This window comes from Azoarcus olearius, assembly GCF_001682385.1.
Lineage (GTDB): Bacteria > Pseudomonadota > Gammaproteobacteria > Burkholderiales > Rhodocyclaceae > Azoarcus > Azoarcus olearius.
In genome coordinates this window covers 1745972-1772377 of sequence record NZ_CP016210.1, presented here as the reverse complement: position 1 = coordinate 1772377, position 26406 = coordinate 1745972, and the positions used below count along the sequence as shown (strand labels likewise).

Annotated in this window: 24 protein-coding genes; 8 read left to right on the top strand and 16 right to left on the bottom strand. The window is 68.8% G+C overall.

Going from position 1 to position 26406, the window contains the following annotated elements; genetic code table 11:
* Positions 1-4: 4 nt before the first annotated feature.
* The 8 genes from dqs_RS08180 to acnB all read right to left on the bottom strand — a co-directional run bounded on the left by dqs_RS08180 (position 5) and on the right by acnB (position 10535).
* On the bottom strand, positions 5-619 hold the full coding sequence (locus tag dqs_RS08180) for a glutathione S-transferase family protein (protein WP_065340162.1): 615 nt from the start codon (positions 617-619) through the stop codon (positions 5-7).
* Positions 620-731: 112 nt separating this feature from the next.
* Positions 732-1688 (bottom strand): alpha-ketoacid dehydrogenase subunit beta, encoded by a 957-nt coding sequence (locus tag dqs_RS08175; RefSeq protein ID WP_065340161.1) that lies wholly within the window; start codon positions 1686-1688, stop codon positions 732-734.
* 10 nt (positions 1689-1698) lie between these two features.
* Positions 1699-2661, bottom strand: coding sequence for a thiamine pyrophosphate-dependent dehydrogenase E1 component subunit alpha (locus dqs_RS08170; RefSeq protein WP_065340160.1), 963 nt, complete (start codon positions 2659-2661; stop codon positions 1699-1701).
* Between the two features lie 126 nt (positions 2662-2787).
* The gene (locus tag dqs_RS08165) at positions 2788-4146 is read right to left on the bottom strand and encodes a GAF domain-containing protein (RefSeq protein WP_065340159.1); all 1359 of its coding nucleotides are present in this window, start codon (positions 4144-4146) and stop codon (positions 2788-2790) included.
* Entirely contained in the window at positions 4143-4649 is a 507-nt protein-coding gene (locus dqs_RS08160; RefSeq protein WP_065340158.1) for a hypothetical protein, read from the bottom strand. Before dqs_RS08160 ends, dqs_RS08165 begins: the two co-directional genes overlap by 4 nt.
* A 100-nt stretch (positions 4650-4749) precedes the next feature.
* Positions 4750-5229, bottom strand: coding sequence for a hypothetical protein (locus dqs_RS08155; protein WP_011765269.1), 480 nt, complete (start codon positions 5227-5229; stop codon positions 4750-4752).
* 115 nt (positions 5230-5344) lie between these two features.
* Positions 5345-7744, bottom strand: a complete 2400-nt coding sequence (locus dqs_RS08150; RefSeq protein WP_084018318.1) for a putative bifunctional diguanylate cyclase/phosphodiesterase — start codon at positions 7742-7744, stop codon at positions 5345-5347.
* Between the two features lie 193 nt (positions 7745-7937).
* On the bottom strand, positions 7938-10535 hold the full coding sequence (acnB, locus tag dqs_RS08145; protein ID WP_011765267.1) for a bifunctional aconitate hydratase 2/2-methylisocitrate dehydratase: 2598 nt from the start codon (positions 10533-10535) through the stop codon (positions 7938-7940).
* Positions 10536-10807: 272 nt separating this feature from the next.
* On the opposite strand from acnB, the gene acnA reads away from it, so the two are divergent.
* A complete protein-coding gene (gene acnA, locus dqs_RS08140) occupies positions 10808-13519 on the top strand; it encodes an aconitate hydratase AcnA (RefSeq protein WP_065340157.1) in 2712 nt (903 codons plus the stop codon).
* A gap of 244 nt (positions 13520-13763) precedes the next feature.
* Positions 13764-14147 carry a YchJ family protein gene (locus dqs_RS08135; RefSeq protein ID WP_065340156.1) on the top strand — a complete coding sequence of 128 codons (384 nt, stop codon included), beginning with the start codon at positions 13764-13766 and terminating at the stop codon, positions 14145-14147.
* Here the strand turns inward: dqs_RS08135 and dqs_RS08130 are convergent.
* Complete coding sequence (locus tag dqs_RS08130; protein ID WP_065340155.1) at positions 14123-14974, bottom strand: PEP-CTERM sorting domain-containing protein; 852 nt, start codon at positions 14972-14974, stop codon at positions 14123-14125. The genes dqs_RS08135 and dqs_RS08130 overlap by 25 nt on opposite strands.
* A gap of 354 nt (positions 14975-15328) precedes the next feature.
* On the opposite strand from dqs_RS08130, the gene dqs_RS08125 reads away from it, so the two are divergent.
* The gene (locus dqs_RS08125; RefSeq protein ID WP_011765263.1) at positions 15329-15712 is read left to right on the top strand and encodes a DUF6394 family protein; all 384 of its coding nucleotides are present in this window, start codon (positions 15329-15331) and stop codon (positions 15710-15712) included.
* Positions 15713-15722: 10 nt separating this feature from the next.
* Positions 15723-17465, top strand: a complete 1743-nt coding sequence (locus tag dqs_RS08120) for an NAD-binding protein (RefSeq protein WP_065340154.1) — start codon at positions 15723-15725, stop codon at positions 17463-17465.
* Between the two features lie 13 nt (positions 17466-17478).
* On the opposite strand, the gene dqs_RS08115 is transcribed toward dqs_RS08120, so the two are convergent.
* Positions 17479-17703, bottom strand: coding sequence for an RNA-binding S4 domain-containing protein (locus dqs_RS08115; RefSeq protein ID WP_011765261.1), 225 nt, complete (start codon positions 17701-17703; stop codon positions 17479-17481).
* Between the two features lie 87 nt (positions 17704-17790).
* On the opposite strand from dqs_RS08115, the gene dqs_RS08110 reads away from it, so the two are divergent.
* Positions 17791-18666 carry an ATP adenylyltransferase family protein gene (locus dqs_RS08110; protein ID WP_065340153.1) on the top strand — a complete coding sequence of 292 codons (876 nt, stop codon included), beginning with the start codon at positions 17791-17793 and terminating at the stop codon, positions 18664-18666.
* A gap of 19 nt (positions 18667-18685) precedes the next feature.
* Here the strand turns inward: dqs_RS08110 and dqs_RS08105 are convergent, their stop codons facing one another.
* Genes dqs_RS08105 through dqs_RS08085 form a run of 5 tightly spaced genes read right to left on the bottom strand, consistent with a single transcriptional unit; the run spans position 18686 to position 21843 of the window.
* A complete protein-coding gene (locus tag dqs_RS08105; protein WP_011765259.1) occupies positions 18686-19051 on the bottom strand; it encodes a YkgJ family cysteine cluster protein in 366 nt (121 codons plus the stop codon).
* 34 nt (positions 19052-19085) lie between these two features.
* Positions 19086-19433 carry a YkgJ family cysteine cluster protein gene (locus tag dqs_RS08100; RefSeq protein WP_011765258.1) on the bottom strand — a complete coding sequence of 116 codons (348 nt, stop codon included), beginning with the start codon at positions 19431-19433 and terminating at the stop codon, positions 19086-19088.
* Positions 19426-20136, bottom strand: coding sequence for a UPF0149 family protein (locus dqs_RS08095; protein WP_065340152.1), 711 nt, complete (start codon positions 20134-20136; stop codon positions 19426-19428). The genes dqs_RS08100 and dqs_RS08095 overlap by 8 nt, the downstream gene beginning before the upstream one ends.
* Positions 20133-20828 (bottom strand): tRNA (guanine(46)-N(7))-methyltransferase TrmB, encoded by a 696-nt coding sequence (gene trmB, locus dqs_RS08090; protein ID WP_065340151.1) that lies wholly within the window; start codon positions 20826-20828, stop codon positions 20133-20135. Before trmB ends, dqs_RS08095 begins: the two co-directional genes overlap by 4 nt.
* Before the next feature lie 28 nt (positions 20829-20856).
* Positions 20857-21843 (bottom strand): tRNA dihydrouridine synthase, encoded by a 987-nt coding sequence (locus tag dqs_RS08085; protein ID WP_179948020.1) that lies wholly within the window; start codon positions 21841-21843, stop codon positions 20857-20859.
* Between the two features lie 158 nt (positions 21844-22001).
* On the opposite strand from dqs_RS08085, the gene rpmE reads away from it, so the two are divergent.
* From rpmE to pgi, 3 genes are all read left to right on the top strand, one after another.
* Positions 22002-22220, top strand: coding sequence for a 50S ribosomal protein L31 (rpmE, locus tag dqs_RS08080; protein ID WP_011765254.1), 219 nt, complete (start codon positions 22002-22004; stop codon positions 22218-22220).
* Positions 22221-22416: 196 nt separating this feature from the next.
* Entirely contained in the window at positions 22417-24063 is a 1647-nt protein-coding gene (locus dqs_RS08075) for an ArnT family glycosyltransferase (protein ID WP_065340149.1), read from the top strand.
* Entirely contained in the window at positions 24060-25691 is a 1632-nt protein-coding gene (pgi, locus tag dqs_RS08070; RefSeq protein WP_065340148.1) for a glucose-6-phosphate isomerase, read from the top strand. Before dqs_RS08075 ends, pgi begins: the two co-directional genes overlap by 4 nt.
* 24 nt (positions 25692-25715) lie before the next feature.
* On the opposite strand, the gene orn is transcribed toward pgi, so the two are convergent.
* Positions 25716-26264 (bottom strand): oligoribonuclease, encoded by a 549-nt coding sequence (gene orn / locus dqs_RS08065; RefSeq protein ID WP_011765251.1) that lies wholly within the window; start codon positions 26262-26264, stop codon positions 25716-25718.
* Between the last annotated feature and the right edge of the window lie 142 nt (positions 26265-26406).

The following is a 26406-nucleotide window of genomic DNA, read 5'->3' as shown; positions in this document are numbered from 1 at the left end:
GCGCTCAGCGATAGCCCTCTTCACGCAGCACTTGCTGCACCACGGGCCGCGCCCGCATGCGCTGGTAGTGGGCGGCGCAGTTGGGCGGCAGCGGTATGCCGATGCGGTCGGCCCAGAAACTGACGTAGAACAGCGCCGCGTCGGCAATCGAGAAGTTGCCGACGAGATAGTCCCTGCCCGCCAGCGCGATCTCCATCACCGCGAAACCGGCATCGACGATCTCCCGTCCGCGCGCCTTCACGGCGTCGTGCTCGGCCGGGTTGTCGGTATAGGCATCGGTGGTGAAGATGCGGGTATAGCCCTGGCCGTGGATGGTCGCGGTGATGTAGCACAGGTGCTCGAGCACCCGCGCCACGCCCTCGTCATCGTCCGGCAGCAGCCGCGCGCGCGGATTGGCGCGCGCCAGCCAGAACGCGATCGCGGGAAATTCGGTCAGCACGCTGCCGTCGTCGCGCACCAGCACCGGAATCGTGGATTTCGGGTTCATCGCCACGTAGTCCGGCTTTTTGTGGTCGCCGGCCGGAAGATTGACGATGTAGGCCTCGAAGACCTTGCCGATTTCCTCGAGGAGGATGTGGATGCCGGTCGAACACGAACCGGGCGTCATGTAGAACTTCATGGAAGGGGCGGCTCCGCGGGATGGCTGGGTGTCGCAAAGCGCACACAAAGTGCGCCCGCCACCCCGCGAAGCAAGCTCCGTTCCGTTCGATGCGCGGCAGGCCGCGTCTCGCTCAGCGCACCAGGCGGCGCGCCGCCGCAACCACGGCCTCGGCCTGCGGCACAAAGGCCTGCTCCAACGGATAGCTGGCTGGCGTCGGCGCGTCGGGCCCGGTCAGGCGCAGCACCGGCGCTTTCAAGGCGTCGAACGCATGCTCGGCCACCAGCGCCGCCACTTCCGCGCCCACGCCGCATGTGCGGCTGGCTTCGTGGACGACGATCGCGCGCCCGGTCTTGCGTACCGAGGCCAGGATCGCGGCCTCGTCCAGCGGCTTGATCGAGCGCAGGTCGATGACCTCCGCCGAGATGCCCTCCCCGGCCAGCGTCTCCGCCGCGCGCAAGCAGGCATCGACCGTCTTCGCATAGCTGATCAGCGTGAGGTCCTCGCCCTCGCGGCGCGTCGCGGCGCGGCCGATCGGCACCAGCACCTCCCCCTCCGGCACCTCGCCGGCGGCATAGGCAAGCGCGATGTCGACGAAGAACAGCACCGGGTTCGGATCCCGGATCGCGCTCTTCAGCAGCCCCTTGAAGTCGGCCACCGTGGAGGGCATCACCAGCTTCAGCCCCGGCGCATGGGCAAACCAGGCTTCGACGTTGTGGTTGTGCTGCGCGCCCACCCCCCAACCGGCACCGGTCATCGCCAGTGCCACCAGCGGAAATTCGAACTGCCCGCCGGAGAGGTAGCGCAGCTTGCCGGCGCTGTTCACCAGTTCGTCCATCGCGTAACACAGGAAGGGGGCGAACAGCAGGTCGATGACCGGCCGCAGCCCCATCGCGGCCGCCCCCGCGGCGGTGCCGGCGATGATGCCCTCGGCCAGCGGGGTGTTGCGCACGCGCTCGCCGCCGAACGCCTGTACCAGCCCCGGCCTCTTGGTGGCGACACCCTCGCCCATCAGCAGCACGTTGGCGTCCAGGCTCATTTCCTCGGCCAGGGCCTGTTCGATTGCTTCCTGCACGGTAATCCGGGCCATGACGGGTTCCTCAGGCGTAAACATCGGTGGTGAGTTCTTCGAGCGCCGGATAGGGCGAGTCGATGGCGAAGGCGTGGGCGGCGGCGACCTGCGCCGCGACGGCGGCCTTCATCGCGGTGATCGCGGCGGCATCGCAGCGTCCGCTGGCGAGCAGGCGCGCCTCCATGCGCGGCAGCGGATCGCGCGCGCGCCAGGCTGCCAGTTCGTCCGCATCGACGTAGGCCTGGTCGTCGGGTTCGAAATGCCCGCGCAGGCGGTAGGTGCGCGCTTCCAGCAGGAAGGGCCGGCCGCGGCCGCGCACCGACTCCAGCGCGGCGGTGGCCACCGCGCGCACCTGCTCGACGTCGTTGCCGTCTACGGTGGCGTGGTCGATGCCGTAGTTGCCCGCCCAGCCGGCGATGCCCTCGGCCAGCATGGTCTCGCGCCGATGCACGAAGGCCTGCCATTCGTTGTTCTCGCACACGTAGAGCACCGGCAGCCCCCACAGCGCGGCGAGGTTCAGCGATTCATGGAAGCGGCCCTCGCAGGCTGCGCCATCGCCGAAGAAGCACACCACCGCGCCCGGCCTGCGCAGTTGCTTCTGCGCCAGCGCCACCCCGGTGGCCAGCGCGAGTTCGCCGCCGACGATGGTGGACGTCAGCACCACGCCCAGCTCACGCGCGGAAACGTGCAGCGAGCCGCTCTTGCCCTTGCAGTAGCCGCCGCGCCGCCCCATCACCTCCGCCAGCAGCCGTCCCGGGTCGGCGCCGCGCGCCAGCAGATGCCCGGCGCTGCGATGGTTGGTGAGGATGAGTTCGTCTGCGCCAAGCGCCGCCACCACGCCCACCGCGGCCGCCTCCTGGCCCACCGCGGTGCAGGTGCCGGGCGTGCCGCTTTCGGCCTGCAAGGCGGCCGCCTTTTCCTCGTAGGCGCGGATCAGCAGCATGGCCTCCAGCAAGGCCTCGGGCCGCTCGTCGTAAAGCCTGATTCCCATGTTCCGTCTCCTGGTTGCGATTCGCTCGCGCGCCGGCCGCAGCCGGTGCATGGCGTCGCACTGTAGCGAGACAGCGGGCCCGGTCCGGTGCCCTTAGGGAAGATTTAGGAACTGTGCAGGGAATTCTTAAGCGGGCGGCAGCCCGCCACGCGCGCCGGTCGATTCGAGCACCAGCGGACGCGACACGCACAAGCGGAAACGGCCGCGGCCCGTCTTCTCGATCCGCAGCGGAGCGGCGCGTTCCTCGAGCCGGCGCGCGAGCAGGATGAGGCGCGCCTCGAGGTTGTCGCTGAGGTCGGGCAGGCGGATGCGCGGATCGAGCCGCAGCTCGCGGTTGGAGAACTGGCTCCGTCCCTGCTCGACGTAGTCGCGCAACAACGTCCACAGGATGGCGCCGGCCACGCCCTTGATCAGGTAGTCGCCATCGACGAACACGCTGTCGTTCTCGGCGTAGTGCCGCAAGCGCAAGGGCTCGCCGTCCGCGCCGGCGCGCGCCGACTCCGCCAGCGGGCTCTCTTCGGCGCTCTCCTGCCCCTGCTGCAGCAGCCGGATGCCGACGCCGACCTGGCCGGCCAGCGCAACCAGCGCGTCCTCGTCGTCGTAACCGAAGCGCAGGTCTTCCGCGCTTTCGACGTACAGCACGCCGATCAGCGCGCCGCACGCAAGGATGGGCACCGCGAGCTGGCTGCAGGAATCGGGCAGGCCGGGCAGCGGAATCTCGGTTTCCAGCGGTCCGGCGCCGCTGCCTTCCAGGCTGCTGCGGATCGCCCGCCCGTAGGTGTAGTCGGCGGTGAAATGACCGATGCGGATCGGGGTGCGTTCGCGCGCGGCGACCCCGATCACGCCGTCGCCAAGGGCGATTTCGGCGCCGATGCCCGAGTTCTCGTAGCCCCGGCTGGCCACCGTGTAGAGCCGCTCGCCGGCACCGTCCAGCATCAGCACCATCGCGTGTTCGATGCCGAACTGCCGCTGCAGCCCGTCGAGCAGGGCCGCCAGCAGACCGTCGAGATCGGCCGCGCCGCACAGTTGCCCGGCGCAGGCCCGCAGCGCCGCCAGCAGATTGCGCCGCGGGGGCGGCGGCGGCAGGGTTTCGCCCGGCACCTGTTCGATGTCGAGCACGCGATAGACATCCGCGCCGAGGAGGCGGAACACGCCACTCATGCCGGTATGCGAGGCCACGCCCGCCAGCCGCGCCTTCATGTTCTCGAACAGCGCCCCGCTCTCTTCGGTGCGCAGGTACTGCACGGTCATGCGGTAGTGCGCCGCCGTACGCGGATCGATGACCGAGACGCGGGCATACGGCGAGGCGAGGATGTTGCGGCGGGTGGTGTTGAAGAACTGGTAGGACAGCGCGACGTGGTTCACATCCACGTACTGCACCTGCGACAGGTAGGCGACGTTGGGTGTGCCGTCGGGCGCGCAGGTGGCGATATTGCCCGGCACCACGCCTTCCAGGCATTCGCGGATCGCATCCAGCGTGATCATCCGCGGCGCCCCCCGAGCGGTTCGCCGGCCTGCGGACCGGGCGTCTGCGAGAACGCCGACAGCGGCGTGAAGCGCACCGCGACCAGTTCCCCCGGCGGTACCGCAAGCAGCGCGCGAACCAGCGCCTCGGTATGGCCGAAAGGCGCCAGCACCGCGGCAAAGGCCCGGCGGTAGCGTTCGACCCGGTCCTCGTCACCCGCTTCGACCGGCACCACCAGCGCGTCGCTGCCCTTCAACTGCACCGTGCGGTGGCTGGGCGGATCGCTGAACACCACGGCAATCATCCCGCTGCGGCGGACGCCTTCGAGCAGGTCGGCGGCTGCGCGCGCACCGAACAGCACGGTGACCTCGCGGCGATCGTCCGACACCCGGCAGCCGGTGGCGCGCGCCAGCGCCGGCAGGCCGCCCGGCCGGCAGGAGGCCGCGTTGATGGAGATGCCGCTGCTGATGAACTCGGCGTGGGCGGCATCCAGGATGGCGGGAATGGCGGGGGCGGGCGACATGATCGGTGAATGATAGCCAGCTTTCGCCGGGCTGCCATCCACCTCGCAGCGCCCCGCCTGCCCGCGGCCGCCACGGCCGCCTTACCCGCGGGGAATGCGCTCAGCCCTTGGGTGCCGGGAAGCGCACAACCGGGCCTTGCGGTTCCGTGCCCGGCGGCAGATAGGCCGGCGCGGCTTCGCCCGCGGGGCCGAGCGAGCGGACGAAACGGTAGATCGCGCGCAGGTCGCGGTCCGTCATCGTGCGCAGGCTGACACTCGGCATCGGCGGGCGGTAGGCGGCATGGCGCGCAGCCTTCACCCACGCGGCCTCCGACATCGCCGTCATCGACAGACGCAGGTTGGAGGGATAGGTGGTGCCCCACGGGCCGTTCCAGCCGAGCGCGTCGCCGGTCAACCAGGCGGCCTCCGGCACCTTGCCGTCCGACAGCGCATAGTTGGGGGTATGACAGTCATTGCAGCCGACAATCTGCACCAGGTAGCGACCGCGGTCGATCATCGCGGAATCGGGCGCGGCGGCGGCGCTGCCGGCAGCCAGCGCAAGCGCACAGGCGGCAGCGATGCGGGGGAACGGCATCAGCATGGGAAATCTCCTTGTGGTTTTGGTCGTTTCCGGCTGTTTTCCGGAACGCCGCGAGTGTGCGCCCGCTACCACAACGGAATTGCTAACAAATGCCGTTCGCAAGGCTAAAAAATTCTTAAGGCATCCCCCCGCCCTGCACCAGGCGCTCGGTGTACGCCTCCGCCGGCACCGGCTGGCCCACGACGTAGCCCTGGCACACATCGCAACCGCGCGCGGCCAAGTGCTCCCATCCGGCACGGTCCTCCACGCCTTCGGCCACCACTTCCAGTTCCAGATCGTGGGCGAGATCGATCGTCGAGCGCACGATCACCGCCGAATCCGGGTTGGAGAGCATGTCGTGCACGAAGGACTTGTCGATCTTGATCGCATCGACCGGGAGCTTCTGCAGATAGGCGAGCGAGGAATAGCCGGTGCCGAAATCGTCGATGAACAGTTCCACGCCGAGTTCGCGCAGGCGCGACAGGCAATCGAGGCTGCCTTGGGGGTCGTGCATCAACGCGCTCTCGGTCAGCTCGAACTGCGCGCTGCCCGGCTCGCCGCCCCAGGTGGCCAGCAGGTTGCGCACCCGTTCGAGCAGACGCGGATCGCGCAGGTCGCGCGCGGAGAGATTCACCGCCAGCGGCAGGTGCAGCCCGGCTTCGCGCCACACATATCCCTGGCGGAAAGCCGCCTGCATCACCCAGTCGGTCAGCGGCCCGATCAGGCCGCTGTGCTCGGCCAGGCCGATGAACTCGTCGGGCTGGATCAGGCCCAGCTGCGGATGCTGCCAGCGCACCAGCGCCTCCACGCCGCAGATCTCGCCGCTGGCGAAGCGCATCTTGGGCTGGCAGTAAAGGCGCAACTCGTTGTTGTCGATGGCGCGATGCAGATCGCCGATGAGCGCCAGCCGGCGCGCGCATTCGCGGTCGCGGCCGCCGGTGTAGAGCGCGAAGCCGCGCCCCTGCTGGCGGGCCTGGTGCATTGCGACGTTTGCGCGGCGGATCAGGGTGTCGGGCTCCGCGCCGTGGCCGGGGAAAACCGCGATCCCCACGCTGCAGCCGGCGTCGAGCATGACGTCGCCGCTGGCAACCGGGGCCAGCATGTCGGCGATGATCCGCTGCGCCGCCACCGCGGCCGCGCTCGCGTCGGCGCTGGGCAGCAGGATGGCGAACTCCGCCTCGCCCACCCGAGCGATGTTGGCGGGATCGGCCAGCGGGCCCGACAAGCGCACCGCCACCTCACACAGCAGCGCGTCGCCCTGCTGGTAGCCGAGGGTTTCATTGACGTCCTGGAAGCGGTCGATGCCTGTCATCAGCAGCGCGAACGGCCGGTGCGCCGCCTTCGCCGCCACGATCGCCTCGCTCAGCCGCAGGCGCAACCGCCAGCGGTTGGGCAGTCCGGTCAGCGTGTCCTGCTCGGCCATGCGCTTGATCGTGGCCTCCGCGGCCTCGCTGCGACGGCGCATGCGCAGGGTTTCGATGCCGAAGGCAAGATCGGCCGCCAACTCGCCCAACAGTTCAGCCTCGCCGGCATCGAAGGCGTCGGCCTCCGCCGCGGCGATGCTGAGGTTGCCGATGACTTCGCCGCCGACAAAGAGCGGGAAGGCGCTGACCGCCGCGTAGCCGCGCCGTATCGCCTCGGCACGCCAGGGCGCCAGGTCGGGATCGCTGAGGATGTTGCGCCCGATGCTCGGGCGTCCGCTGCGGATCGCGGTGCCGGTTGCGCTGCGGCCACGCTCGGTATCGGCCCAGGTCAGGCGGAGGTCTTCGAGATGCGGCCGGTCCACCCCGACCTCGGCCATGACATCGATGCCGCGTGCCTCATCGTGGCGGGCGTAGCCCACCCAGGCATAGCGGTAGCCGCCTTCTTCCACGATCACGCGGCAGATCGCGTCGAGCAGCGCTTGCTCGTCGGCGATGCGCACGAGCGCGCGATTGGCGGCACTGAGCGTGCGCCGCGCGCGGTCCACCCGGCGCAGTTCAGCTTCTGCCGCCGCGCGCTGGCTTGCGGAGCGCAGCGCGGCGATCCCGTACGCCAGGCTCTTCGCTGCCTCGTGCAACAGCGCGAGCTCCTCGGTGGCGAAACCCCCGCCGTCCGCTGTGCCCACGATCAGGCCGCCAATCAGCGCGGAACCGGCCCCCAGCGGGAGCACCGCCAAGCCACCGCCCTGCTCGCCGGGGGCAGGAGGCACCTGCCACGACCAGCCCAGCCGCAAGCGGCCGGTCAGGCCTTGCTCTTCGGCGCCGCCGCCATCAGGTGTGAGCGGCCGATCCCACAGTTCCCCGGCGGTGGCGCCCCACGATGCGACCACCTCCATGTGCTGGCCGTCCGCCTGTGGAAACGCGACCCAGACGCAGCAGTAGGCGCTGGGTGCGGCAACGATGCGGCAGACCTCGCGCAGCAGCAGGGCCTCGTCGCTCGTCTCGGAAATCAGCGCGTTTACCGAGCGCAACACGGTCAGCGCACGGGCCGGCCCCTGTACTCCCGCATCGGATCGCGTGCGCCGCATGCGGTTGGATGTGACATGCCCGGTCATTTGCGCCTCCTTTGCCGTCCACCGCGGGTGGAAGGACAGGTATACGGCCTTGGACGGGGGCGGACGCGAAAAGGTTGAGCGAAAATTCCGTCAAATCAAAACAAAACGCCCCTGCCGGCAACCCGGACAGGGGCGTTACATCGGCGGGCGGGCGCTCTTGGGCGCCCTGCTCCGGTCTCCCTACCTCTAAACCTTAAACTTCGACGGTATCGGCGACGCTCTTGAACTCTTCGATCTGGTCGAAGTTCATGTAGCGGTAGATATCGGCGGCCTTCTTGTTGACCACTTCCACCTGCGCCATGTACTCGGCCGGGGTCGGGATCTTGCCCAGCAGCGCGCACACCGCCGACAGTTCGGCCGAACCCAGATACACGCGGGTGTCGATGCCGAGACGGTTGGGGAAGTTGCGCGTCGAGGTCGACATCGCGGTGCTGCCCTTACGGATCTGCGCCTGGTTGCCCATGCACAGCGAGCAGCCCGGCATTTCCATGCGGGCGCCGGACTTGCCGAGCACGCCGTAGTAGCCTTCCTCGTTGAGGATCATCGCGTCCATCTTGGTGGGCGGGGCGATCCACAGGCGGGTCGGGATGTCGGACTTGCCGTCCAGCACCTTGCCGGCAGCGCGGAAGTGGCCGATGTTGGTCATGCACGAGCCGATGAAGACTTCGTCGATCTTGTCGCCGGCGACTTCGGACAGCAGCTTGACGTCGTCCGGGTCGTTCGGGCACGCGACGATCGGCTCCTTGATGTCGGCCAGATCGATCTCGATGACCGCGGCGTACTCGGCGTCGGCATCGCCCGACAGCAGTTCGCCGTTGGCGATCCAGTCTTCCATCGCCTTGATGCGGCGGCGCAGGGTGCGGGCATCCTGGTAGCCGTTGGCGATCATCCACTTCATCAGCGTGATGTTCGAGTTCATGTACTCGACGATCGGCGCCTTGTTGAGGTGGACCGTGCAGCCGGCGGCAGAGCGTTCGGCCGAGGCGTCGGTCAGTTCGAAGGCCTGTTCCACCTTCAGATCCGGCAGACCTTCGATTTCGAGGATGCGGCCGGAGAAGATGTTCTTCTTGCCCTTCTTCTCGACGGTCAGCAGGCCGGCCTTGATGGCGTACAGCGGGATCGCGTTGACCAGGTCACGCAGGGTGACGCCCGGCTGCATGGTGCCCTTGAAGCGCACCAGCACCGATTCCGGCATGTCGAGCGGCATCACGCCGGTGGCGGCGGCAAAGGCCACCAGGCCGGAACCCGCCGGGAAGGAGATGCCGATCGGGAAGCGGGTGTGGCTGTCGCCGCCGGTGCCGACGGTATCGGGCAGCAGCAGGCGGTTGAGCCAGGAGTGGATCACGCCGTCGCCCGGACGCAGGGCCACGCCGCCGCGGGTGCTGATGAAGCTCGGCAGCTCGCGGTGCATCTTCACGTCAACCAGCTTCGGGTAGGCCGCGGTGTGGCAGAAGGACTGCATCACCATGTCGGCGGAGAAGCCGAGGCAGGCGAGGTCCTTCAGTTCGTCGCGGGTCATCGGGCCGGTGGTGTCCTGCGAGCCGACGGTGGTCATCTTCGGTTCGCAGTAGGTGCCCGGGCGGATGCCCTGGCCTTCCGGCAGACCGCAGGCGCGGCCGACCATCTTCTGCGCCAGCGAGAAGCCCTTGCCGGTATCGACCGGCGCTTGCGGCAGGCGGAACAGCGTGGAAGGCGGCAGGCCCAGCGCTTCGCGCGCCTTGGCGGTGAGGCCGCGGCCGATGATCAGCGGAATGCGGCCGCCGGCGCGCACTTCGTCGAGGATCACCAGGGTCTTGAGCTGGCTTTCAGCGATCACGGCGCCGTTCTTGAGCGCGGTGACCTTGCCGGTGGCCTGGTCGACCTTCAGCTCGATCTCGTCGCCCATGTCCATCTGGCCGGCGTCGATTTCGATCGGCAGCGCACCGGCGTCTTCCATCGTGTTGAAGAAGATCGGGGCGATCTTCGAACCCAGGCACACCCCGCCGAAACGCTTGTTCGGCACGAAGGGGATGTCTTCGCCGGTGAACCACAGCACCGAGTTGGTGGCGGACTTGCGCGAGGAGCCGGTGCCGACCACGTCGCCCACGTAGGCGACGAGGTTGCCCTTGGCCTTGAGTTCTTCGAGGAACTTGACCGGGCCACGCACGCCCGGCTCTTCCGGGGTGATGCCCGGACGCGGGTTCTTCAGCATCGCCAGCGCGTGCAGCGGGATGTCCGGGCGGGACCAGGCATCCGGCGCCGGGGAAAGGTCGTCGGTGTTGGTTTCGCCGGTGACCTTGAACACGGTCAGCTTCTGCGAGGCCGGCACTTCCGGACGGCTGGTGAACCACTCGGCGTCGGCCCACGACTGCATCACGGCCTTGGCGTTGGCGTTGCCCTTTTCGGCCAGTTCCTTGACGTCGTGGAAGTAGTCGAACATCAGCAGCGTGGTCTTGAGGCCGGCGGCGGCGACAGCGCCCACTTCGGCATCGGCCAGCAGGTCGATCAGCGGCTTGATGTTGAAACCGCCGAGCATGGTGCCCAGCAGTTCGGTGGCCTTGGCGCGCGACACGAGGCCACAGGATTCTTCGCCCTTGGCGACCTTGGCCAGGAACTCGGCCTTCACCTTGGCGGCGTCGTCCACGCCGGCCGGCACACGGTGGGTCAGCAGTTCGACAAGGAAGGCTTCCTCGCCGGCGGGGGGATTCTTCAGCAGTTCGACCAGCTCGGCGGTCTGCTGCTTGGTCAGGGGCAGCGGCGGGATGCCGAGGGCGGCACGCTCGGCGACATGGGCACGGTAGGCTTCAAGCACGGCGACTTCCTTCCAGTTTCGTGACGGTGGCAAGGGCTCCGGCGCGGGGTTCGCCCGCACGGACGGACGGCATTATATGTCTTTTATAAGACTTGCGGTGCGACGCAGCAGAAAACTGCGCCGGCGGGCGCGATTCTACTCCGCGCACATTTCTCCACGATAGGCCAAAGGTGCGGGAATTCCAGTGTTTGGCGCGTGCACCGCGAGGGAACGTCCCCCCTGCGGGGAATGTCGCACCACAGTCCGCAGAACGGAACCGAGGGAGACCGATCATGGCCGTCACCGACATCGAGACACTCAGGCAGCAGACCCTCAAGACCTTCACCACGCCGGGCGGCGAGATCGGACGCTATTTCTCGCTGCCCGCGCTGGAAGCCGCGGGCATCGGCCCGGTGTCGCGCCTGCCGGTGTCGCTGCGCATCGTGCTCGAAGCGGTGCTGCGCCGCTGCGACGGACTCAAGGTGGACGTCGAACACGTCCGCCAGCTCGCCAACTGGGAACCGGGCGGCGAGCGCTGCGCCGAGATTCCCTTCGTGGTCGCGCGCGTGGTGCTGCAGGACTTCACCGGGGTGCCGCTGCTGTGCGATCTCGCGGCGATGCGGGACGTGGCCGCCGAACAGGGCCGCGACCCCAAGCGCATCGAACCGCTGGTGCCCGTCGATCTTGTCGTCGACCACTCGGTGCAGGTGGACCACTACGGCTCGCCGATCGCGCTGCGCCAGAACATGGAGCTGGAATTCGAGCGCAACCGCGAGCGCTACCAATTCCTCAAGTGGGGCATGCAGGCCTTCGACACCTTCGGCGTCGTCCCGCCGGGCATCGGCATCGTGCACCAGATCAACCTGGAGTATCTCTTCCGCGGCCTGCGCGAGGAAGGCGACCTCTACTATCCCGACACGCTGGTGGGCACCGACTCCCACACCACGATGATCAATGGCCTCGGTGTCGTGGGCTGGGGCGTGGGCGGCATCGAGGCCGAGGCCGCGATGCTCGGCCAGCCGGTGTATTTCCTCACGCCGGACGTGATCGGCGTGGAGCTGCGCGGCAAGCTGCCCGAAGGGGTGACGGCGACCGACCTCGTGCTGACCGTCACCGAGTTGCTGCGGCGCGAGAAAGTCGTCGGCAAATTTGTCGAGTTCTTCGGCGACGGCACGGCCAATCTCACCGTCACCGACCGCGCGACGATCGCCAACATGGCGCCGGAATACGGCGCGACCATGGGCTTCTTCCCGGTGGACGAAAAAACCGTGGCCTACATGCGCGGCACCGGGCGGGACGAGCGCAACTGCGCGCTGCTCGAGGCCTGGTTCCGCGCCCAGCAGATGTTCGGCGTGCCGCGCGCGGGCGAAATCGACTACACCCGCACGCTGGTGCTGGACCTCGCCACCATCACGCCTTCGGTCGCCGGCCCCAAGCGCCCGCAGGACCGTATTCCGCTGGGCGGGCTCGGCGCGCGCTTCACCGAACTGTTCTCGGCACCCACCGCCGCCAACGGCTTCGGCCGCCCCGCCGAGACGCTGCGCGAACGCGTGCCGAGCGGGCGCGAGAACATCGCGCTGGGCAACGGCGACGTGCTGATCGCCGCGATCACGTCCTGCACCAACACCAGCAACCCTGCGGTGCTGATCGCCGCCGGCCTGCTGGCGCGCAAGGCGGTCGAGGCCGGCCTGCGGGTGCAGCCGCACATCAAGACCTCGCTGGCGCCGGGTTCGCGCGTGGTGACCGACTATCTGGAAAAGGCCGGGCTGCTGGAGCCGCTGGCCGAACTCGGCTTCGCGCTGGCCGGCTATGGCTGCACCACCTGCATCGGCAATGCCGGCGACCTGGCGCCCGAATTCAACGAGACGATTTCGGCCCATCACCTGGTTGCCGCGGCGGTGCTGTCGGGCAACCGCAACTTCGAGGCCCGCATCCATCCGTCGATACGCGCCAACTTCCTCGCCTCGCCACCCCTGGTGGTCGCCTTCGCGCTCGCCGGCACGGTCAACATCGACCTCACCCGCGACCCGTTGGGCACCGGGCACAACGGCAAGCCGGTATTCCTGCGCGACCTGTGGCCCAGCTCGGACGAGATCGCCGCCGTGATGCCGCTCGCGATGGACCCGGCGAACTATCGTCAGCGCTATGCCGACCTCACCCGCGACCACGACTTGTGGAACGCAATCGCCGCGCCCGCCGGCCAACGCTACGACTGGCCGCCATCGACCTACATCGCGCGCCCGCCCTTCTTTACCGGCTTCGGCATGACGCCACAGCCCACCAGCGCGATCCGCAGCGCGCACGCGCTGCTGCTGCTTGGCGATTCGGTCACCACCGATCACATCTCGCCCGCGGGCTCCTTCCGCGAAACGACGCCCGCCGGGCAATGGCTGAGCGCGCAGGGCGTGGCGCGCAAGGATTTCAACTCCTACGGCTCGCGCCGCGGGCACCATGAAGTGATGATGCGCGGCACCTTCGCCAACGTGCGCATCCGCAACCTGATGCTGCCGGCCGACGGCGACGGCAACCGCGTCGAAGGCGGCTACACGCTGCTCGACGGCCAGCTGACCACGGTGTACGAGGCCGCGATGGCCTACCAGCAACGGGGCACGCCCACGCTGATCTTCGCCGGCGAGGAATATGGCACCGGCTCCTCGCGCGACTGGGCCGCCAAAGGCACCGCGCTGCTCGGCGTGCGCGCCGTCATCGCGCGCAGCTTCGAACGCATCCACCGCTCCAACCTCGTCGGCATGGGCGTGCTGCCGCTGCAGTTCAAGGGCGAGGACAGCTGGCCGGCGCTGGGGCTGGACGGCAGCGAGCAGTTCGACCTCGACGGACTGGACGGCGAACTGCGCCCGCTGCAGGACGTGACGCTGGTGATCCATCGCGCCGACGGCGACACCCGGCGCGTCGTCCTGCAATGCCGCATCGACACCCCGATCGAGGTCGAGTACTACCGCCACGGCGGCATCCTGCCCTACGTACTGCGCGAAATCCTGCGTTAGCCGGCGCGCGTGGCCTGCCCGCGCCGGCCCGGCCCACCCCGTCGCGGCAGGGAGACGGGGCCCAGCCCCCGTGCCGGCGGCGGAGGGTGGGCGGACACTGGAACTGGCGCGCAACAGCGGCACGATGCGGATTCCGGCGGGTCTGGACGGACGGGCCGCACGACGCACGATGCACGCCGCGCGGATGACCCCCGCCCGTCGGCGAGGCACAATCCGCGCTTTTCCTCCCTGCCCGCCCCAGCCGATGAAACCCGCCGACTGCCCCTGCGGCTCCGCTCGCCCGTTTGCCACGTGTTGCGGCCCCGCGCTCGACGGCAGCGCGCCCGCTGCGACCGCCGAAGCCCTGATGCGCTCGCGCTACACCGCCTACAGCCTTGGCCTGCGCGACTATCTGCTCACCACCTGGCACACGACCACCCGCCCCTCCGCCCTCGACCTCGACGAAACACCGCGTCCGAAGTGGATCGGCCTGCAGGTCAAATCGCACCGCGCGCTGGACGACGAGCACGCGGAAGTGGAGTTCATCGCCCGTTATCGCGTCGGCGGCCGCGCCCATCGCCTGCACGAAACCAGCCGTTTCGTGCGCGAGGGGGGTCGCTGGTACTACGTGGACGGGGATGTGCGCTGAGTGCGCCGGCAGCGCCAGCCGAGCGCCGCCCAGCCGATTCCGAACAAGGCCAGCGCCCCCGGTTCCGGCACGGTCAGCACGTCGCTGAAGTCGATGCGCCAGGATGCGATCGGAAGGAAGGTCGAGCGGCTCACGGTGTCGGACGTGAAAGTCTGCGTGCCGTCGGCGTCGTAGCTGTAGCGGATCAGCTCGTCGAAAGTCCTTATGTTGATGCTGCCCCCCAGCGCGGACGAGAAGCCGGTCGGCAACTCCTGCCCGTTCAGCTTTGCCAGCACCAGCCCGTCGTCGTCGATCTGGATCATGCTCTGTCCATACGCATGGCGACGGGAGGTCGGACGCCCCTGGTCGTCGTAGGTGTAGGTGACAGGCTGGAACTCGACCTCGTCGACCAGGAACAGATATCCGCCGCTCCCGCCGTTATAGGCGTCCGTCTGCCCATAGAGATTGCTGAGCACCATCCCCCCGGTGTTCAGCGTCTCGTTACCCCAGAACCCATTCACCGTGGCGGTGCTGCGCAGCCACGCCTCACCGGCGGACAAAGGGCCGGTGTAGGCGAATGCGAAGCCGTCGGTCGAGGCGTATTCGTCGGTGTAGCGGTCGAGATCCAGCGTGAAGGCGACGCTGCCGCTGACGGCGTTGACCGCCTGCGGTCCGTAGGTTGGCGAGAACACCGTCTGGCGGGTGACCGAGTCGTAGGACGACGAAGCGTCGAACTGGTGGGAGCCGGCTGTGGCGCCGGTAAAGCTGTAGGTGACCAGCGCCGCATTGACCGATCCGGCGGCGAGGACGATGGGGAGTGCGGTGAGGAGACGACACGGGCCATTCACAGCGCTTTCTCCTGGTGGTTGATGAGGGCCGGCACGCGCCGACGCAAAGCCGGCGCGAGCGTCGTGGTGAGCAAACGGCATTCCCGGCACTGCGCGCCCCACGCCGGCCTGAGCGGCACTGCGCTGCGCGCGCGACGAGGCCGCAGATCGGGCGCGGTTCCCGCCGGCGCCAGCGCTTTCGCCTGCCCGGGCGCCCCGGCTTCATTCCGGCGCGGCGTGTCGGGCGGCTTTACAGTCCGTTCTCGGCCAAGCGGCCAGGCCCTCGTCCCGGTGCGGCGCCCGGCGCCTGTTCCCCGCATATAATCGGGCGGTCCCGAATGCCGGTAGGCCGCGGAAAACCACAAGAAGAGAAACATGAACCTCGAGAAAGTCATCTTCGGCTTCTTTATCGTGCTGGCCGCCACGCTCAACTTCGGCTTTTTCGTCGGCGACATCGACAACCCGGCGCACCACGACATCTACGAGCTGTTTGCCGCCATCATCGTCAGCCTGATCGCGACGCTGCTGAAATTCGGCGACCGTACCCAGATCGGCGCAGTGCACCTCGCCACCAGTCTGGTGGCCGACCTGCAGCTGATCGCCGCGGCGATGGTGTGGGGTTACGCGGTGCACGTGACCGGCGACGGCATGACCGCCAAGGCCACCGCCAGCGTGGTGTCGCTGTCCGGCGGCGCGCTGTTCGCCAACATCGTCTCGGTCATCATCCTGATCGCCGAGACCATCATGCAGCGCCGTTGAGCGCCCCGCGATGACGCCGCTGCCGCGCCATCACAGCATCTTCTTCCTGATCATGCGGCGCATGCGGGCGCCGCTGATCCTGCTGATCGTCATCATCGCGATCTCGGTGCTCGGGCTCACGCTCGCGCCCGGCGTCGATGCCGACGGCAATCCGCACAAGCTCAGCTTCTTCCACGCGCTGTACTTCATCAGCTACACCGCCACCACGATCGGCTTCGGCGAAATCCCCTTTGCCTTTTCCGACCAGCAGCGGCTGTGGGTGCTGATCTGCATCTACATGTCGGTGATCGGCTGGGCCTATACGCTCGGTACGGTGTTCGCGCTGCTGGCCGACCGCAACCTGCAGCAGGCCTTCGCGATGCAGCGCTTCGTGGGGGCGGTGCGCAACCTGCGCGAACCCTTCTACCTGGTGTGCGGCTACGGTGAAACCGGCGGCCTGATCTGCGAGGCGCTCGACCGCATGGGCGTGCGCGCGGTGGTGGTGGAACTGGACGAGGCCAAGGTGGGCGAGATCGAGCTGCATAGCTACGCCGCAGACGTGCCCGCCATTGCGGCGGATGCCCGTAATCCCGAGATCCTCAAATTCGCCGGGCTCACGCATCCGCACTGCATCGGCGTGATCGCGCTGACCAACGACGACAGCGCCAACCTCGCGATCGCGATCGCCGCCCGCCTGCTGGCGCCCAAGCTCCCGGCGCTGTGCCGGGCGGAATCGCGCGACACCGCGGCCAACATGGCCTCGTTCGGCACCCGCCACATCATCAATCCGTTCGAGAAGTTCGCGGAATACCTCGGCCTCGCGCTGCACGCGCCCAACGCCTGGCATCTGCTCGGCTGGCTCACCGGCCTGCCCGGCACCGCGGTCGAGCGCCACCGCGACCCACCGCGCGGCAACTGGATCATCTGCGGCCATGGCCGTTTCGGCCGCCTGATGGCGCAGACCATGGAAGCGCAGGCGGTGCCGGTCACCATCATCGACCGCCAGCCGCCGCCCGAAGCCGACCAGCGCTGGATACAGGGCGACGGCACCGGCGCCGAAGCGCTGACGGCCGCCGGGGTGGATAGCGCGGTCGGGCTGGTGGCCTGCACCGGCTCCGATGTCGATAACCTGTCCGCGGCGGTCACCGCGCGCGAACTCAATCCCGGCCTGTTCGTCATCGTGCGCCAGAACCTGTATGTGAACCGCGCGCTGTTCGACGCCTACGACGCCGACATTGCCGTGGTGCCCAGCCAGATCATCGCCCACGAATGCCTCGCCATTCTCGGCACGCCGCTGCTCGCCCCGTTCCTCCAGGAGGTGCGACAGCGCGGCGAAGCGTGGAGCGCCGCCCTGCTCGACGACCTGACCACGCGCTACGGCTGGTCGGTGCCGATGATCTGGAGCGAGCGCATCAACCTGCTGCGCGCGCCCGCGCTGCAACAGCGCCTGATGGACGGCGAAACGGTACGGATTGCCGACGTGCTGCGCTCGCCCGCGGGGCGCGAGGAATCCCTGCCCTGCACCGTCGCCTACCTGCGCCGGGACGACGACGACCACGTCGTGATGCCGGGGCCGGACTGCCCGCTGCGCCCCGGCGACGAACTGCTGCTGATCGGGCTGCCGGAGGCGCGCAACGCGCTGTGCCTGACCCTGGCCTACGAACACACGCTCAACTACGTGCTCACCGGCAAGGACCTGCCCGGCGGCTGGGTATGGGAGCGCATCGCCGCCCATCGCAACCGCGCGGCGACCGCGCGCCGCGTGCTGCCGTAGGCCTGGCGGACGCTCAAGCGTCTTCGGCGCCCACCAGCACGATCTCCTCGGCGCCGAAGCGGACGCGCTGCCCGGGACGCAGCTTGGCGCGCTTGCGCGACTCGGGCCGGCCGTCCACCTTCACGGCACCGGCTTCCACCGCGGCATGGGCTTCGCCGCCGGACGACACGAGATTGGCGGCCTTCAGCAGTTGGTCGAGCTGGATGTAATCGCCGCGGACGGCAAAGCGGATGGACATTGTTACGGATTCCTTGAGCGGGCCGGCGCGCTGTGGGCCGGGATGGTCGTGTCACAATACGGCGATTGTCCCCCGCCCGAGGCTTACATGACCAGCGGCGCCCATCCGGAACCCGACCTGCTGACCCGCATCGACCTGTGCATCGCCGCCGCGCTCGAAAGCGGGGCCCTGCAGCCCATCCGCACCGAGCAGACCGAGGTGGTGGAGCGCGGCCTGCATTTCGCGGTGCGCTGGGTGTCGTCGCTGGCCCGCAAGGACGCGGCCCGCGTGGATGAAGTCACCCGCCGCAAGCCCGACTTCAACCCCTTCCTGCCGCCCGATCCGGCGCTGACCGTCGGGCCGGTGGGCGAGCACCACCTCGCGGTACTCAACAAGTACCCGGTGATCGAACGCCACCTGCTGATCGTCACGCGCGCGTTCGAAGCGCAGACCGCGCCGCTCACGCTGGACGACTTCGATGCGCTCGCGGCGGTCATGGGGCCGCACGGCGGGCTGGGCTTCTACAACGGCGGCGCCGACGCCGGCGCCAGCCAGCCGCACAAGCATCTGCAATGGATTCCGCACGGCCGCGGCCTGGCTGCCTTCACCGACCATCTGGCCGACATGGAAGCGGGCGAGGCGACCGCACTCGGGGCGCTCGAATGGGCGCACCTGTTCGTCAAGCTCGACGCCGGCCTGTGGCAGCGCCCGCAGCCCGGCGCCACGCTGCGCGAGGTCTTCGCGCAGGCCTGCCGCCGGCTGGGGCTCGACCCCGCCGCCAACCCGATGCCGCCCTACAACCTGCTGCTGACCCACGACCACCTGCTGCTGGTGCCCCGCCGCTGCGAAAAGTGGCAGGACATCTCGGTCAACGCGCTCGGCTACGCGGGCTCGCTGTTCGTGCGCCGCCCGGAGCAGATCGACGAATTGCGGGCAGTCGGCCCCTTGCGCTTGCTGGCCGAAGTCGCGCGGACCGGCGCCTGACCACGGGCGCCCTACTGCCTCACGCGGCGGCGCTGTCCGCCGGCGCCTGCGGCAACAGCGCCGGCAAGCCGATCCGCGCGCGCAGCTCATCGCACTTGGGATTGGGCTGGCCGTCGTCGAAATAGACCGGAAACTCGCGGCACGGCGTCGGCCGGTTCTCGTAGATGGTGCACCACACCTTTTCTCCGACCGTGCCGGCCAACGCGGAACAGCGGCGCGGAATCGAATTGCTGCCCTTCATGCAGCGCAGGTGCGGGGTGAGTTGCTCGGTCATGTCGGCCGGCACGAAGCCGCCCGGGGCGTCGTCGGCCTCGGCCCAGTAGAACGAGATTCGGAAGTGCGTGCAGCAGATGCCGCAGTCCAGACAGGGGTTGTAGGTTTCCATCGCGCAGCGCGCTCCACCGCAACAGTCGGGCAAATCAGGGTTCGAGAGAAGGCAGGCCGTAACGGGCGCGCGCACGGGTGCACGCGTCCTCGGCCATCCCCAGCGCCGCGTAGGGCGCGAAGTCGCGACAGGGCGAGGGGCGCTCGGGGTAGATCGTGCAGCGCACCGAACGGCCGATGTCGCCCGCCAGCGCGATGCAGCGCGGCGACGCGTCATCCGTGCCGCGCATCCGCACCAGCGTGGCGGTGACCGGCACCGTCATGTCCACCGGCACGCCCTCGGCGCCCAGGCTCATGCCGCCGCCGACGAGTTCCGCGCAGTGAAAATCGACGCGGAAGGCCGCGCAGCAGGCGCCGCAGCGGGTGCAATGATCCTCACGCATCGGCGCCGTGGCACTTCTTGTACTTTTTCCCGCTGCCGCAGGGACAGGGTTCGTTGCGACCTGGGCCGGCAGGCTTGGGCTGCGACGGCAGCTCCACCGCCACGGGCGTCGGCATCGCCAGTTCCAGCTCGCGCCAGTGGGCGACGATGTCGGAGACGCGCTCGCCCGCCTCTTCCAGCCAGCGCAGCCGCTCTTCGTCACCGGCAGCCGCAGCCTCGTCCGCGCCCCACGGCGCGAGGATGGCGTCGAGTTCCGCCCGCAGCGCTTCCGCCTCTGCTGCCGGCAGCGTCTTTTCCCAATCCTGCGGCCACAGTTCCAGCCCCTGGGCGAAGCCGGCCATCCACTCCTCGGCCAGCTTCAGGCTGTCGCCCTCGGCGATCGCGAAGCAGAACGGCTCCCAGCCCTCCTCTTCGTCGCCGATCGTGGTGACCAGCTCGTTGTAGTAGGACAGCACCAGCCGGATGGCGCGCTGCGCGCCGCTGCCGGAGCCGAAGCTGATCTCGTCGGCATGCGCCGACCACACCGCCGGCAGCCAGTTGGCGGTGGCAATCGGCACCGGGCTGGCGAGCACGCCGGCGAGAAAGCCGTCCAGCATCTCCAGGTCCATGCAGTCCTCCGGCACCATGTCCGAGGTCAGCATTTCCTCCAGCGCTTCGAAGTCTTCATCGCTCATCAGGTGAGCTTGGTCTGCAGCGGTACTCATCGGGATTCTCCAGAAACGGGTTCATCCCCCAGCTCGACGACGCAGCGATACAGCGCTTGGCCGGAGTCGCGGTACTTGCGCTCGAAGGGCGTCAGCGGCGAGGGGGCGTCGAAGGGCTCCCATGCCACGTGCCGCCCGAGGTTGCGGCCGAGCGCGAAGGCGAACTCTTCAATATAGACCTGCCAGTTGCTGCGGCACTCCAGCACGCCGCCCAGCCGCGGTATCCACGGAAATACCGGGTGGGCATGCCAACGGCGTGCAAGGTGGCCGATCTTGGGCCAGGGGTTGGGGTACAGGATGTAGTGACGCGCGAGCCGCAGCCCCGCGTCGGCAAGGAGGCGCCAGAAATCGACCAGATCGGCGCGCACGAAAACCAGGTTGCGCGGCATCAGCGCCTCCGGATAGGGCTTCTTGCGCGTCAGCCGGTCCTCCGACTGGTCGACACCGATCACCCAGTGATCGGGAAAGGCGCGCGCGATCTGGATGGTGCTGTGGCCCACGCCGCAGCCGGCGTCGAGGATCAGCGGTGCGCGCCGGTCCCAGCCGGCCAGCGCCGCCTCGAGCGCGGCGCGGTTGTAGTCGGCATAGGGCTTGCGGAACGGCTCCGTCCGGTGGCGATCCACCAGGCGGGCGAGATTCTCGTGCACGCCGGTCTGCGCGCTTTCTGGAATGCGGGAATTGGCGTAGCTCATGAATGCAGTGCTCGGGACAGAGGCGGCATCAGGCAGCGCGCAGCGCGGCCGCCATCGGCACGCCGTGCGCGGCCAGTACCGGGTCGATTTCCGCCAGATGGCGCAGGGCACGGATTTCGGCAAACAGGCTTTCGGCCTGCGGATAGCTGCGCCGCAGGAGGTTGAGCCACTGCTTGATCCGCCCCGGCACGAACGCCGCCCGCAGCTTGGCCCGGACCCGCACGCGAAAATCGCCCAGCAGATCCAGCACCGCGGCCCATTCCTCGGCGCGGACGGCCGGCTCCGGCGTTTCCAGTTCGCCGCGCCGGATCCGCCCCGCGAGGAAGGGATCGGCCACCGCGCCGCGCCCGAGCATCACGTCGGCCACGCCGGACACCGCGCGGCAGCGCCGCCAGTCGGCCGCGCTCCAGACCTCGCCGTTGGCCACCACCGGCACCCGCACTTCGCTGGCGATGCGGCCCACCCACTCCCAGTGCGCCGGCGGCCGGTAGCCCTGCTGCTTGGTACGCGCATGCACCACGAGTTCGGCAATCCCGCCATCGGCCAGGGCGCGGGCACAGTCGAGCGCGCGCCCGGCATCGGCGATGCCCAACCGCATCTTCGCGGTCAGCGGCATTTCGGGCGGCAGCGCGGCGCGCACGCTGCGGGCGATCTCGTGCAGCAGTTCGGGCTCGTCCAGCAGCGCCGCGCCACCGCGATGACGGTTGACGGTGGGGGCCGGACAGCCGAAGTTCAGATCCACCGCGGTGGGCGCCAGGCGCGCCAGCACCGCGGCGTTCGCGGCCAGCAGGGCAGGATCGGAACCGAGCAGTTGCACCCGCAGCGGGGTGCCACCCACGGTGCGGCTGCCGTTGTCCAGCTCGGGCGCGATCCGCCGGTAGGTCCGCGGCGGCAGCATTACGCCCGACACCCGCACGAACTCGGTGACCGCGCAGTCGTAGCGCGTGTCGCGCGTCAGCACGGCGCGCAACACGTCATCGAGCAGGCCTTCCATCGGGGCAAGCAGCAGACGCAAGATCGGGGCTTCCGGGAACGGGAAAACGCGCGATTGTAGTGCATCGCTCCGCGGCCAGCGCCAGCAACCTTGCGGTAGCGCGCCGACTCGCGGATAATCCCGTGTTTTCCACATCAGGGCGGCCACATTCACCGCCCGCTCGTACCAAGGACCGAACCATGAAAGCCGATATCCATCCGAAGTACGCGGAAGTGAACGTCACCTGCTCCTGCGGCCACGTCTTCACCACCCGCTCCACGCTCGGCAAGCCGGAACTGCACGTCGAAGTGTGCGCCGCCTGCCACCCGTTCTACACCGGCAAGCAGAAGATCGTCGATACCGCCGGCCGTGTCGAACGCTTCCGCCAGAAGTACGGCAACGTGCAGCGCCTGGGCTGATCCGCCCGCCGGCGAGCCTCGCGCCGCCGGTTCATTTGCAGAAAAGGCAGCCACGGCTGCCTTTTTTGTTGCGCGGGCGCATCGTCGCCCGCGGCGGGCACCGCTAAAATCCAGCCCCCGAAGCCCCCGTTTTCAGCCGCGGCACCCGCGCCAAACGGGGGCCGTGCACACCAGCTCACGCCCAACCAGAACAAGCATGACAAGCGACGTGTCCGAAACATCCCTGCTGAAGCGACGCATCTACGGCACGCTCGGCCTCAGTGTGCTGGTCCTGCTCTACCTGCTCGTCGGCCTGACCGGACACGACCCCTGGCGCGGAGACGATGCGCGCTACTTCGGTCCCATCCACGCGATCCTTCAGGGCGAAGGCTGGCTGTTCCCGCACATCGCCGGCGAACCCTTCGCCGACTTCCCGCCGCTGTACTACTGGACCGCCGCCGCCCTGGCGTGGGCCTTCAAGCTGGTACTGCCATTACACGACGGCGCCCGGCTCGCCAGCGCGCTGTTTACCGCCCTCGCGATCTACTGGATCGCTCGCGCTGCCGAACGCCTGCACGGCCGCCCGGCGCGCACCCCGGCGGCCATGCTCACGCTCGGCTCGCTCGGCCTGGTACTGCACGCACACGAAACCCAGCCCATGATCGCGCTGATGGCGATGCTGGCCCTGGTGCTGGCCGGCCTCGCGCGCGTGCCGCGCGAACCGCTCGCCGGCGGCCTGCAAGCCGGCGCCGGCGCCGCCCTCGCGGTGCTGGCGGGCGGACTGCCGGGCGCCATTCTGACCATCCCGCTGTTTCCGCTCGCGATCGCCGCCAGCCCCGACTGCCGCGACCCGCGCAGCAGCGGCGGGCTGGTGGCGGGCCTGTCGCTCGCACTCGGGCTGGGCGCGCTGTGGCCGGTCGCGGTACATATCGTCGCGCCGGAGTTGCTTTCGCTGTGGCTGCGCGAGGAATGGCGCCAGCTCTCGGAAGGACCGCTCTCCCTCGACGAGACAGGGCGGCTGCTCGAGCTGATCGGTTGGTTCGTCTGGCCCTTGTGGCCGATCGCGCTATGGGGCCTGTGGCGAGGCCGCCGTCGTATCACCGCGCTGCAGTGGATGCTGCCGCTGCTGTCGCTGCTGCTGACTGTCGGCCTGCTCTATGCCACCGGCGACGTCTCGCCAACCGCAGCGCTTCCCTTGATCCCGGCGGTCGCGCTGCTGGCCGCCGGCGGTGCGCCCACCCTGCGGCGCGGCGCGGCCAACGCGTTCGACTGGTTCGCGGTCATGACTTTCGCCGTGTTCGCGGTGCTGGTCTGGATCGCCTGGACCGCCCAGGTCTTCGCCTGGCCGCCGGGGCTGGCGCGTCACGTTGCGAAGGTGATGCCCAACTTCGTGCTGCACGGCGGCCTGGGTCAGGCCGTCCTCGCCGGGAGCATCTGCCTGGCGTGGATCGCCCTGGTGTGGCAACTGCCTCGCAGCACGTCGCGCGGCCCGGCCGCCTGGGCGCTGGGCATGACGATGCTGTGGTGCGTCGCGGTGGTGCTGCTGATGCCCTGGTTCGATTACGGGCGCAGCTATCGCCCAGCGGCGCGTGCGCTCGCCGCCGCACTCGAACGCCATCCGGAAGACTGCATCGCGACGACCGGCCTGCCCGATGCGGTGCGCAGCTCCCTCGACTACTACGCTGGCATACGGACGATGCCGATCCGCGGCAACAGCACGAGTTGCAGGTTGTTACTCATCTACGAGGAGCGCCGCCCCGGCGCGCAGGCGCCTGCGCCTGAATGGCATACAATCTGGGAGTACCGCCGGGGTGGCGGAAAGCAACTCGAAATCTTCCGGCTCTATCGCCGCCAGTCATCGTGACCGACACCTTTACTCCTCCTCAGCGTCTTCCGGTCTGGTCCTCTCTCGAGCAACACGCGGCGCGCCTGGGCGCGACCCGCGTGCGCACGCTGTTCGACACCGACGCCGGCCGCTTCCAGCGCCTTTCGCGCAGCGTTTGCGGTCTTACGGTCGATTTCTCCAAGCAGCGCCTTGACGCCGCGACGCTTGCCGACCTGCTCGAACTCGCCTCGGCCGCCGGCCTTCAGGACGGCATCGCCGGGCTGTTCGGGGCCGCGCAGATGAACTTCACCGAAGGTCGCGCCGCGCTGCACATGGCGCTCCGCGGCAGTTGCCCCGCACCAGGCGGCGAAGATGTCACGCGCTATTTCCGCGAGGCGCGCAGTTTCGCGCGCGCGCTGCGCGAAGGCGGCATCAAGGGCGCAACCGGCAAGTCGATCAACCATGTCATCAACCTCGGCATCGGCGGCTCGGACCTCGGCCCGCGCATGGTGTTCGAGGCCCTGGCGCACACCCACCGGCCGGTCAAGGTGGATTTCGTGGCCAACATCGACCCGCGCGACCTGGACGAAGCGCTCGCCGGCGTGGATCCGGAGCGCACACTTTTCATCGTCTCGTCGAAGAGCTTCGGCACTGCCGAAACGCTCTCCAACGCCACTGCCGCCCGTGCCTGGCTGGCCTCCACGCTGCCGGCCCGGGTGTCGGACGACGCCCTCGCCGTCCATTTCGCGGCCGTCAGCAATGCAACCGCCAGCGCCGCCGCCTTCGGCATTCCGCCGGAGCGGGTGTTTCCGCTGCCGGAATGGGTAGGCGGCCGGTACTCGGTGTGGTCGGCCATCGGTCTGCCGCTGCTGATCGCCTTTGGCGAAGCCGGCTTCGACGCTTTCCTCGCCGGCGGTCGCGACCTGGACCAGCACTTCCTTAAAGCCCCGCTCGCCGACAACCTACCGGTGCTGATGGGGCTGGTCGGGCTATGGAATACCGACTTTCTCGGCCTCGAGACCTTGGCGGTGCTGCCCTACGCCCACGGCCTGCGCAACTTCGCGATGTGGCTGCAGCAGCTCGAAATGGAAAGCAACGGCAAGCGGACGCTGCGCAACGGAGAAGCCAGCGCGGTGCAGACCTCGCCGGTGGTATGGGGTGGCGTAGGCACGGTGGGCCAGCACGCGTTCCACCAGCTTTTCTACCAGGGCACGCGCACCATCCCGATGGACTTCATCGTGCCGGTGGGTGACGACGATCCGCGCCAGCGCGGGCTGGTGGACAACGCGTTCGCACAGGCCGCCGCGCTGATGAACGGGCGTGACCTCGCCACCGCCACGGCGGCACTTGCGGCCAAGGGGATGACGCCCGACGAGGTGGAGCGCCTCGCCCCTCATCTCGTGTGTCCCGGCAACCAGCCCAGCACGACGATCCTGCTGCCGCAACTCGACGCCTATCACCTCGGCGCGCTGCTTGCGTTGTACGAACACAAGGTATTCGTCCAGGGCTGGATCTGGGGCATCAACAGCTTCGACCAGTACGGCGTGGAACTCGGCAAGGAAATGGCGCGGGCGCTGGCGCAAGGTGGCAGCGCCGAGTGCGATGCTTCGACCGCCGGCCTGATGGCCGCCGCAGCGGCCCTCAGGGCCTCGAACCGCGCCCGCTGAGGGGCGGTTCGACAGCGGGAGAGGTCAGGCAAGCCGCAGGAAATTGTCGCGGTAGTGGCGGAGTTCGCCGATCGACTCGTGGATGTCGGCGAGCGCCTCGTGCTTGCCCTTCTTGTCCACGCCCTTGTACACCTCCGGACGCCAGCGCTTCGCAAGCTCCTTCAGCGTCGAAACATCCAGGTTGCGGTAGTGGAACCACGCTTCGAAAGCCGGCATGTACCGCGCCAGGAAGCGACGATCCTGACAGATCGAGTTGCCGCACATCGGCGAGGTACGCGCCGGCACCCACTCCTGCAGGAAGGCCAGCATCCGCGCCTCGGCCTCGGCCTCGGACACGGTCGACGCCCGCACCCGGTCGATCAGGCCCGATTTGCCGTGGGTGTTCTTGTTCCAGTCGTCCATCGCGTCCAGGACGGATTCCGGCTGATGCACCGCGATGACCGGCGCTTCCGCGATCGTGTTGAGCTGACTATCGGTGATGACCAGCGCGATCTCGATGATGCGGTCGCGGTCGGGCTCCAGCCCGGTCATCTCCATGTCGAGCCATATCAGGTGGTTGGGGTCCTGTGCCATAATCTTTCGGCCTTTTCAGCGATTTTCAGCGAAACAATGAAGGGGCCGATTGTGTCACAGAACCGCAGCGGCAGCCCGCCCCGCCATCCGCGGCGGTTCCCGGGCAAGTGCGCGTCGCCTCGCGGCCGCTCCGCTCCGGTTT

What these genes read in the sequence shown, in the direction of transcription:
- dqs_RS08165 (WP_065340159.1), bottom strand. Translation starts at nt 4,146, where the DNA reads ATGATCACGCTGGATGCGATCCGCGAATGCCTGGAAGGCGTGGTGCCG.
- dqs_RS08095 (WP_065340152.1), bottom strand. Translation starts at nt 20,136, where the DNA reads ATGAGTACCGCTGCAGACCAAGCTCACCTGATGAGCGATGAAGACTTC.
- dqs_RS08115 (WP_011765261.1), bottom strand. Translation starts at nt 17,703, where the DNA reads ATGTCCATCCGCTTTGCCGTCCGCGGCGATTACATCCAGCTCGACCAA.
- dqs_RS08105 (WP_011765259.1), bottom strand. Translation starts at nt 19,051, where the DNA reads ATGGAAACCTACAACCCCTGTCTGGACTGCGGCATCTGCTGCACGCAC.
- dqs_RS08075 (WP_065340149.1), top strand. Translation starts at nt 22,417, where the DNA reads ATGACAAGCGACGTGTCCGAAACATCCCTGCTGAAGCGACGCATCTAC.
- dqs_RS08180 (WP_065340162.1), bottom strand. Translation starts at nt 619, where the DNA reads ATGAAGTTCTACATGACGCCCGGTTCGTGTTCGACCGGCATCCACATC.
- dqs_RS08110 (WP_065340153.1), top strand. Translation starts at nt 17,791, where the DNA reads ATGACCAGCGGCGCCCATCCGGAACCCGACCTGCTGACCCGCATCGAC.
- dqs_RS08150 (WP_084018318.1), bottom strand. Translation starts at nt 7,744, where the DNA reads ATGACCGGGCATGTCACATCCAACCGCATGCGGCGCACGCGATCCGAT.
- dqs_RS08155 (WP_011765269.1), bottom strand. Translation starts at nt 5,229, where the DNA reads ATGCTGATGCCGTTCCCCCGCATCGCTGCCGCCTGTGCGCTTGCGCTG.
- acnA (WP_065340157.1), top strand. Translation starts at nt 10,808, where the DNA reads ATGGCCGTCACCGACATCGAGACACTCAGGCAGCAGACCCTCAAGACC.
- dqs_RS08135 (WP_065340156.1), top strand. Translation starts at nt 13,764, where the DNA reads ATGAAACCCGCCGACTGCCCCTGCGGCTCCGCTCGCCCGTTTGCCACG.
- dqs_RS08100 (WP_011765258.1), bottom strand. Translation starts at nt 19,433, where the DNA reads ATGCGTGAGGATCATTGCACCCGCTGCGGCGCCTGCTGCGCGGCCTTC.
- dqs_RS08120 (WP_065340154.1), top strand. Translation starts at nt 15,723, where the DNA reads ATGACGCCGCTGCCGCGCCATCACAGCATCTTCTTCCTGATCATGCGG.
- dqs_RS08160 (WP_065340158.1), bottom strand. Translation starts at nt 4,649, where the DNA reads ATGTCGCCCGCCCCCGCCATTCCCGCCATCCTGGATGCCGCCCACGCC.
- dqs_RS08125 (WP_011765263.1), top strand. Translation starts at nt 15,329, where the DNA reads ATGAACCTCGAGAAAGTCATCTTCGGCTTCTTTATCGTGCTGGCCGCC.
- rpmE (WP_011765254.1), top strand. Translation starts at nt 22,002, where the DNA reads ATGAAAGCCGATATCCATCCGAAGTACGCGGAAGTGAACGTCACCTGC.
- dqs_RS08175 (WP_065340161.1), bottom strand. Translation starts at nt 1,688, where the DNA reads ATGGCCCGGATTACCGTGCAGGAAGCAATCGAACAGGCCCTGGCCGAG.
- orn (WP_011765251.1), bottom strand. Translation starts at nt 26,264, where the DNA reads ATGGCACAGGACCCCAACCACCTGATATGGCTCGACATGGAGATGACC.
- trmB (WP_065340151.1), bottom strand. Translation starts at nt 20,828, where the DNA reads ATGAGCTACGCCAATTCCCGCATTCCAGAAAGCGCGCAGACCGGCGTG.
- dqs_RS08170 (WP_065340160.1), bottom strand. Translation starts at nt 2,661, where the DNA reads ATGGGAATCAGGCTTTACGACGAGCGGCCCGAGGCCTTGCTGGAGGCC.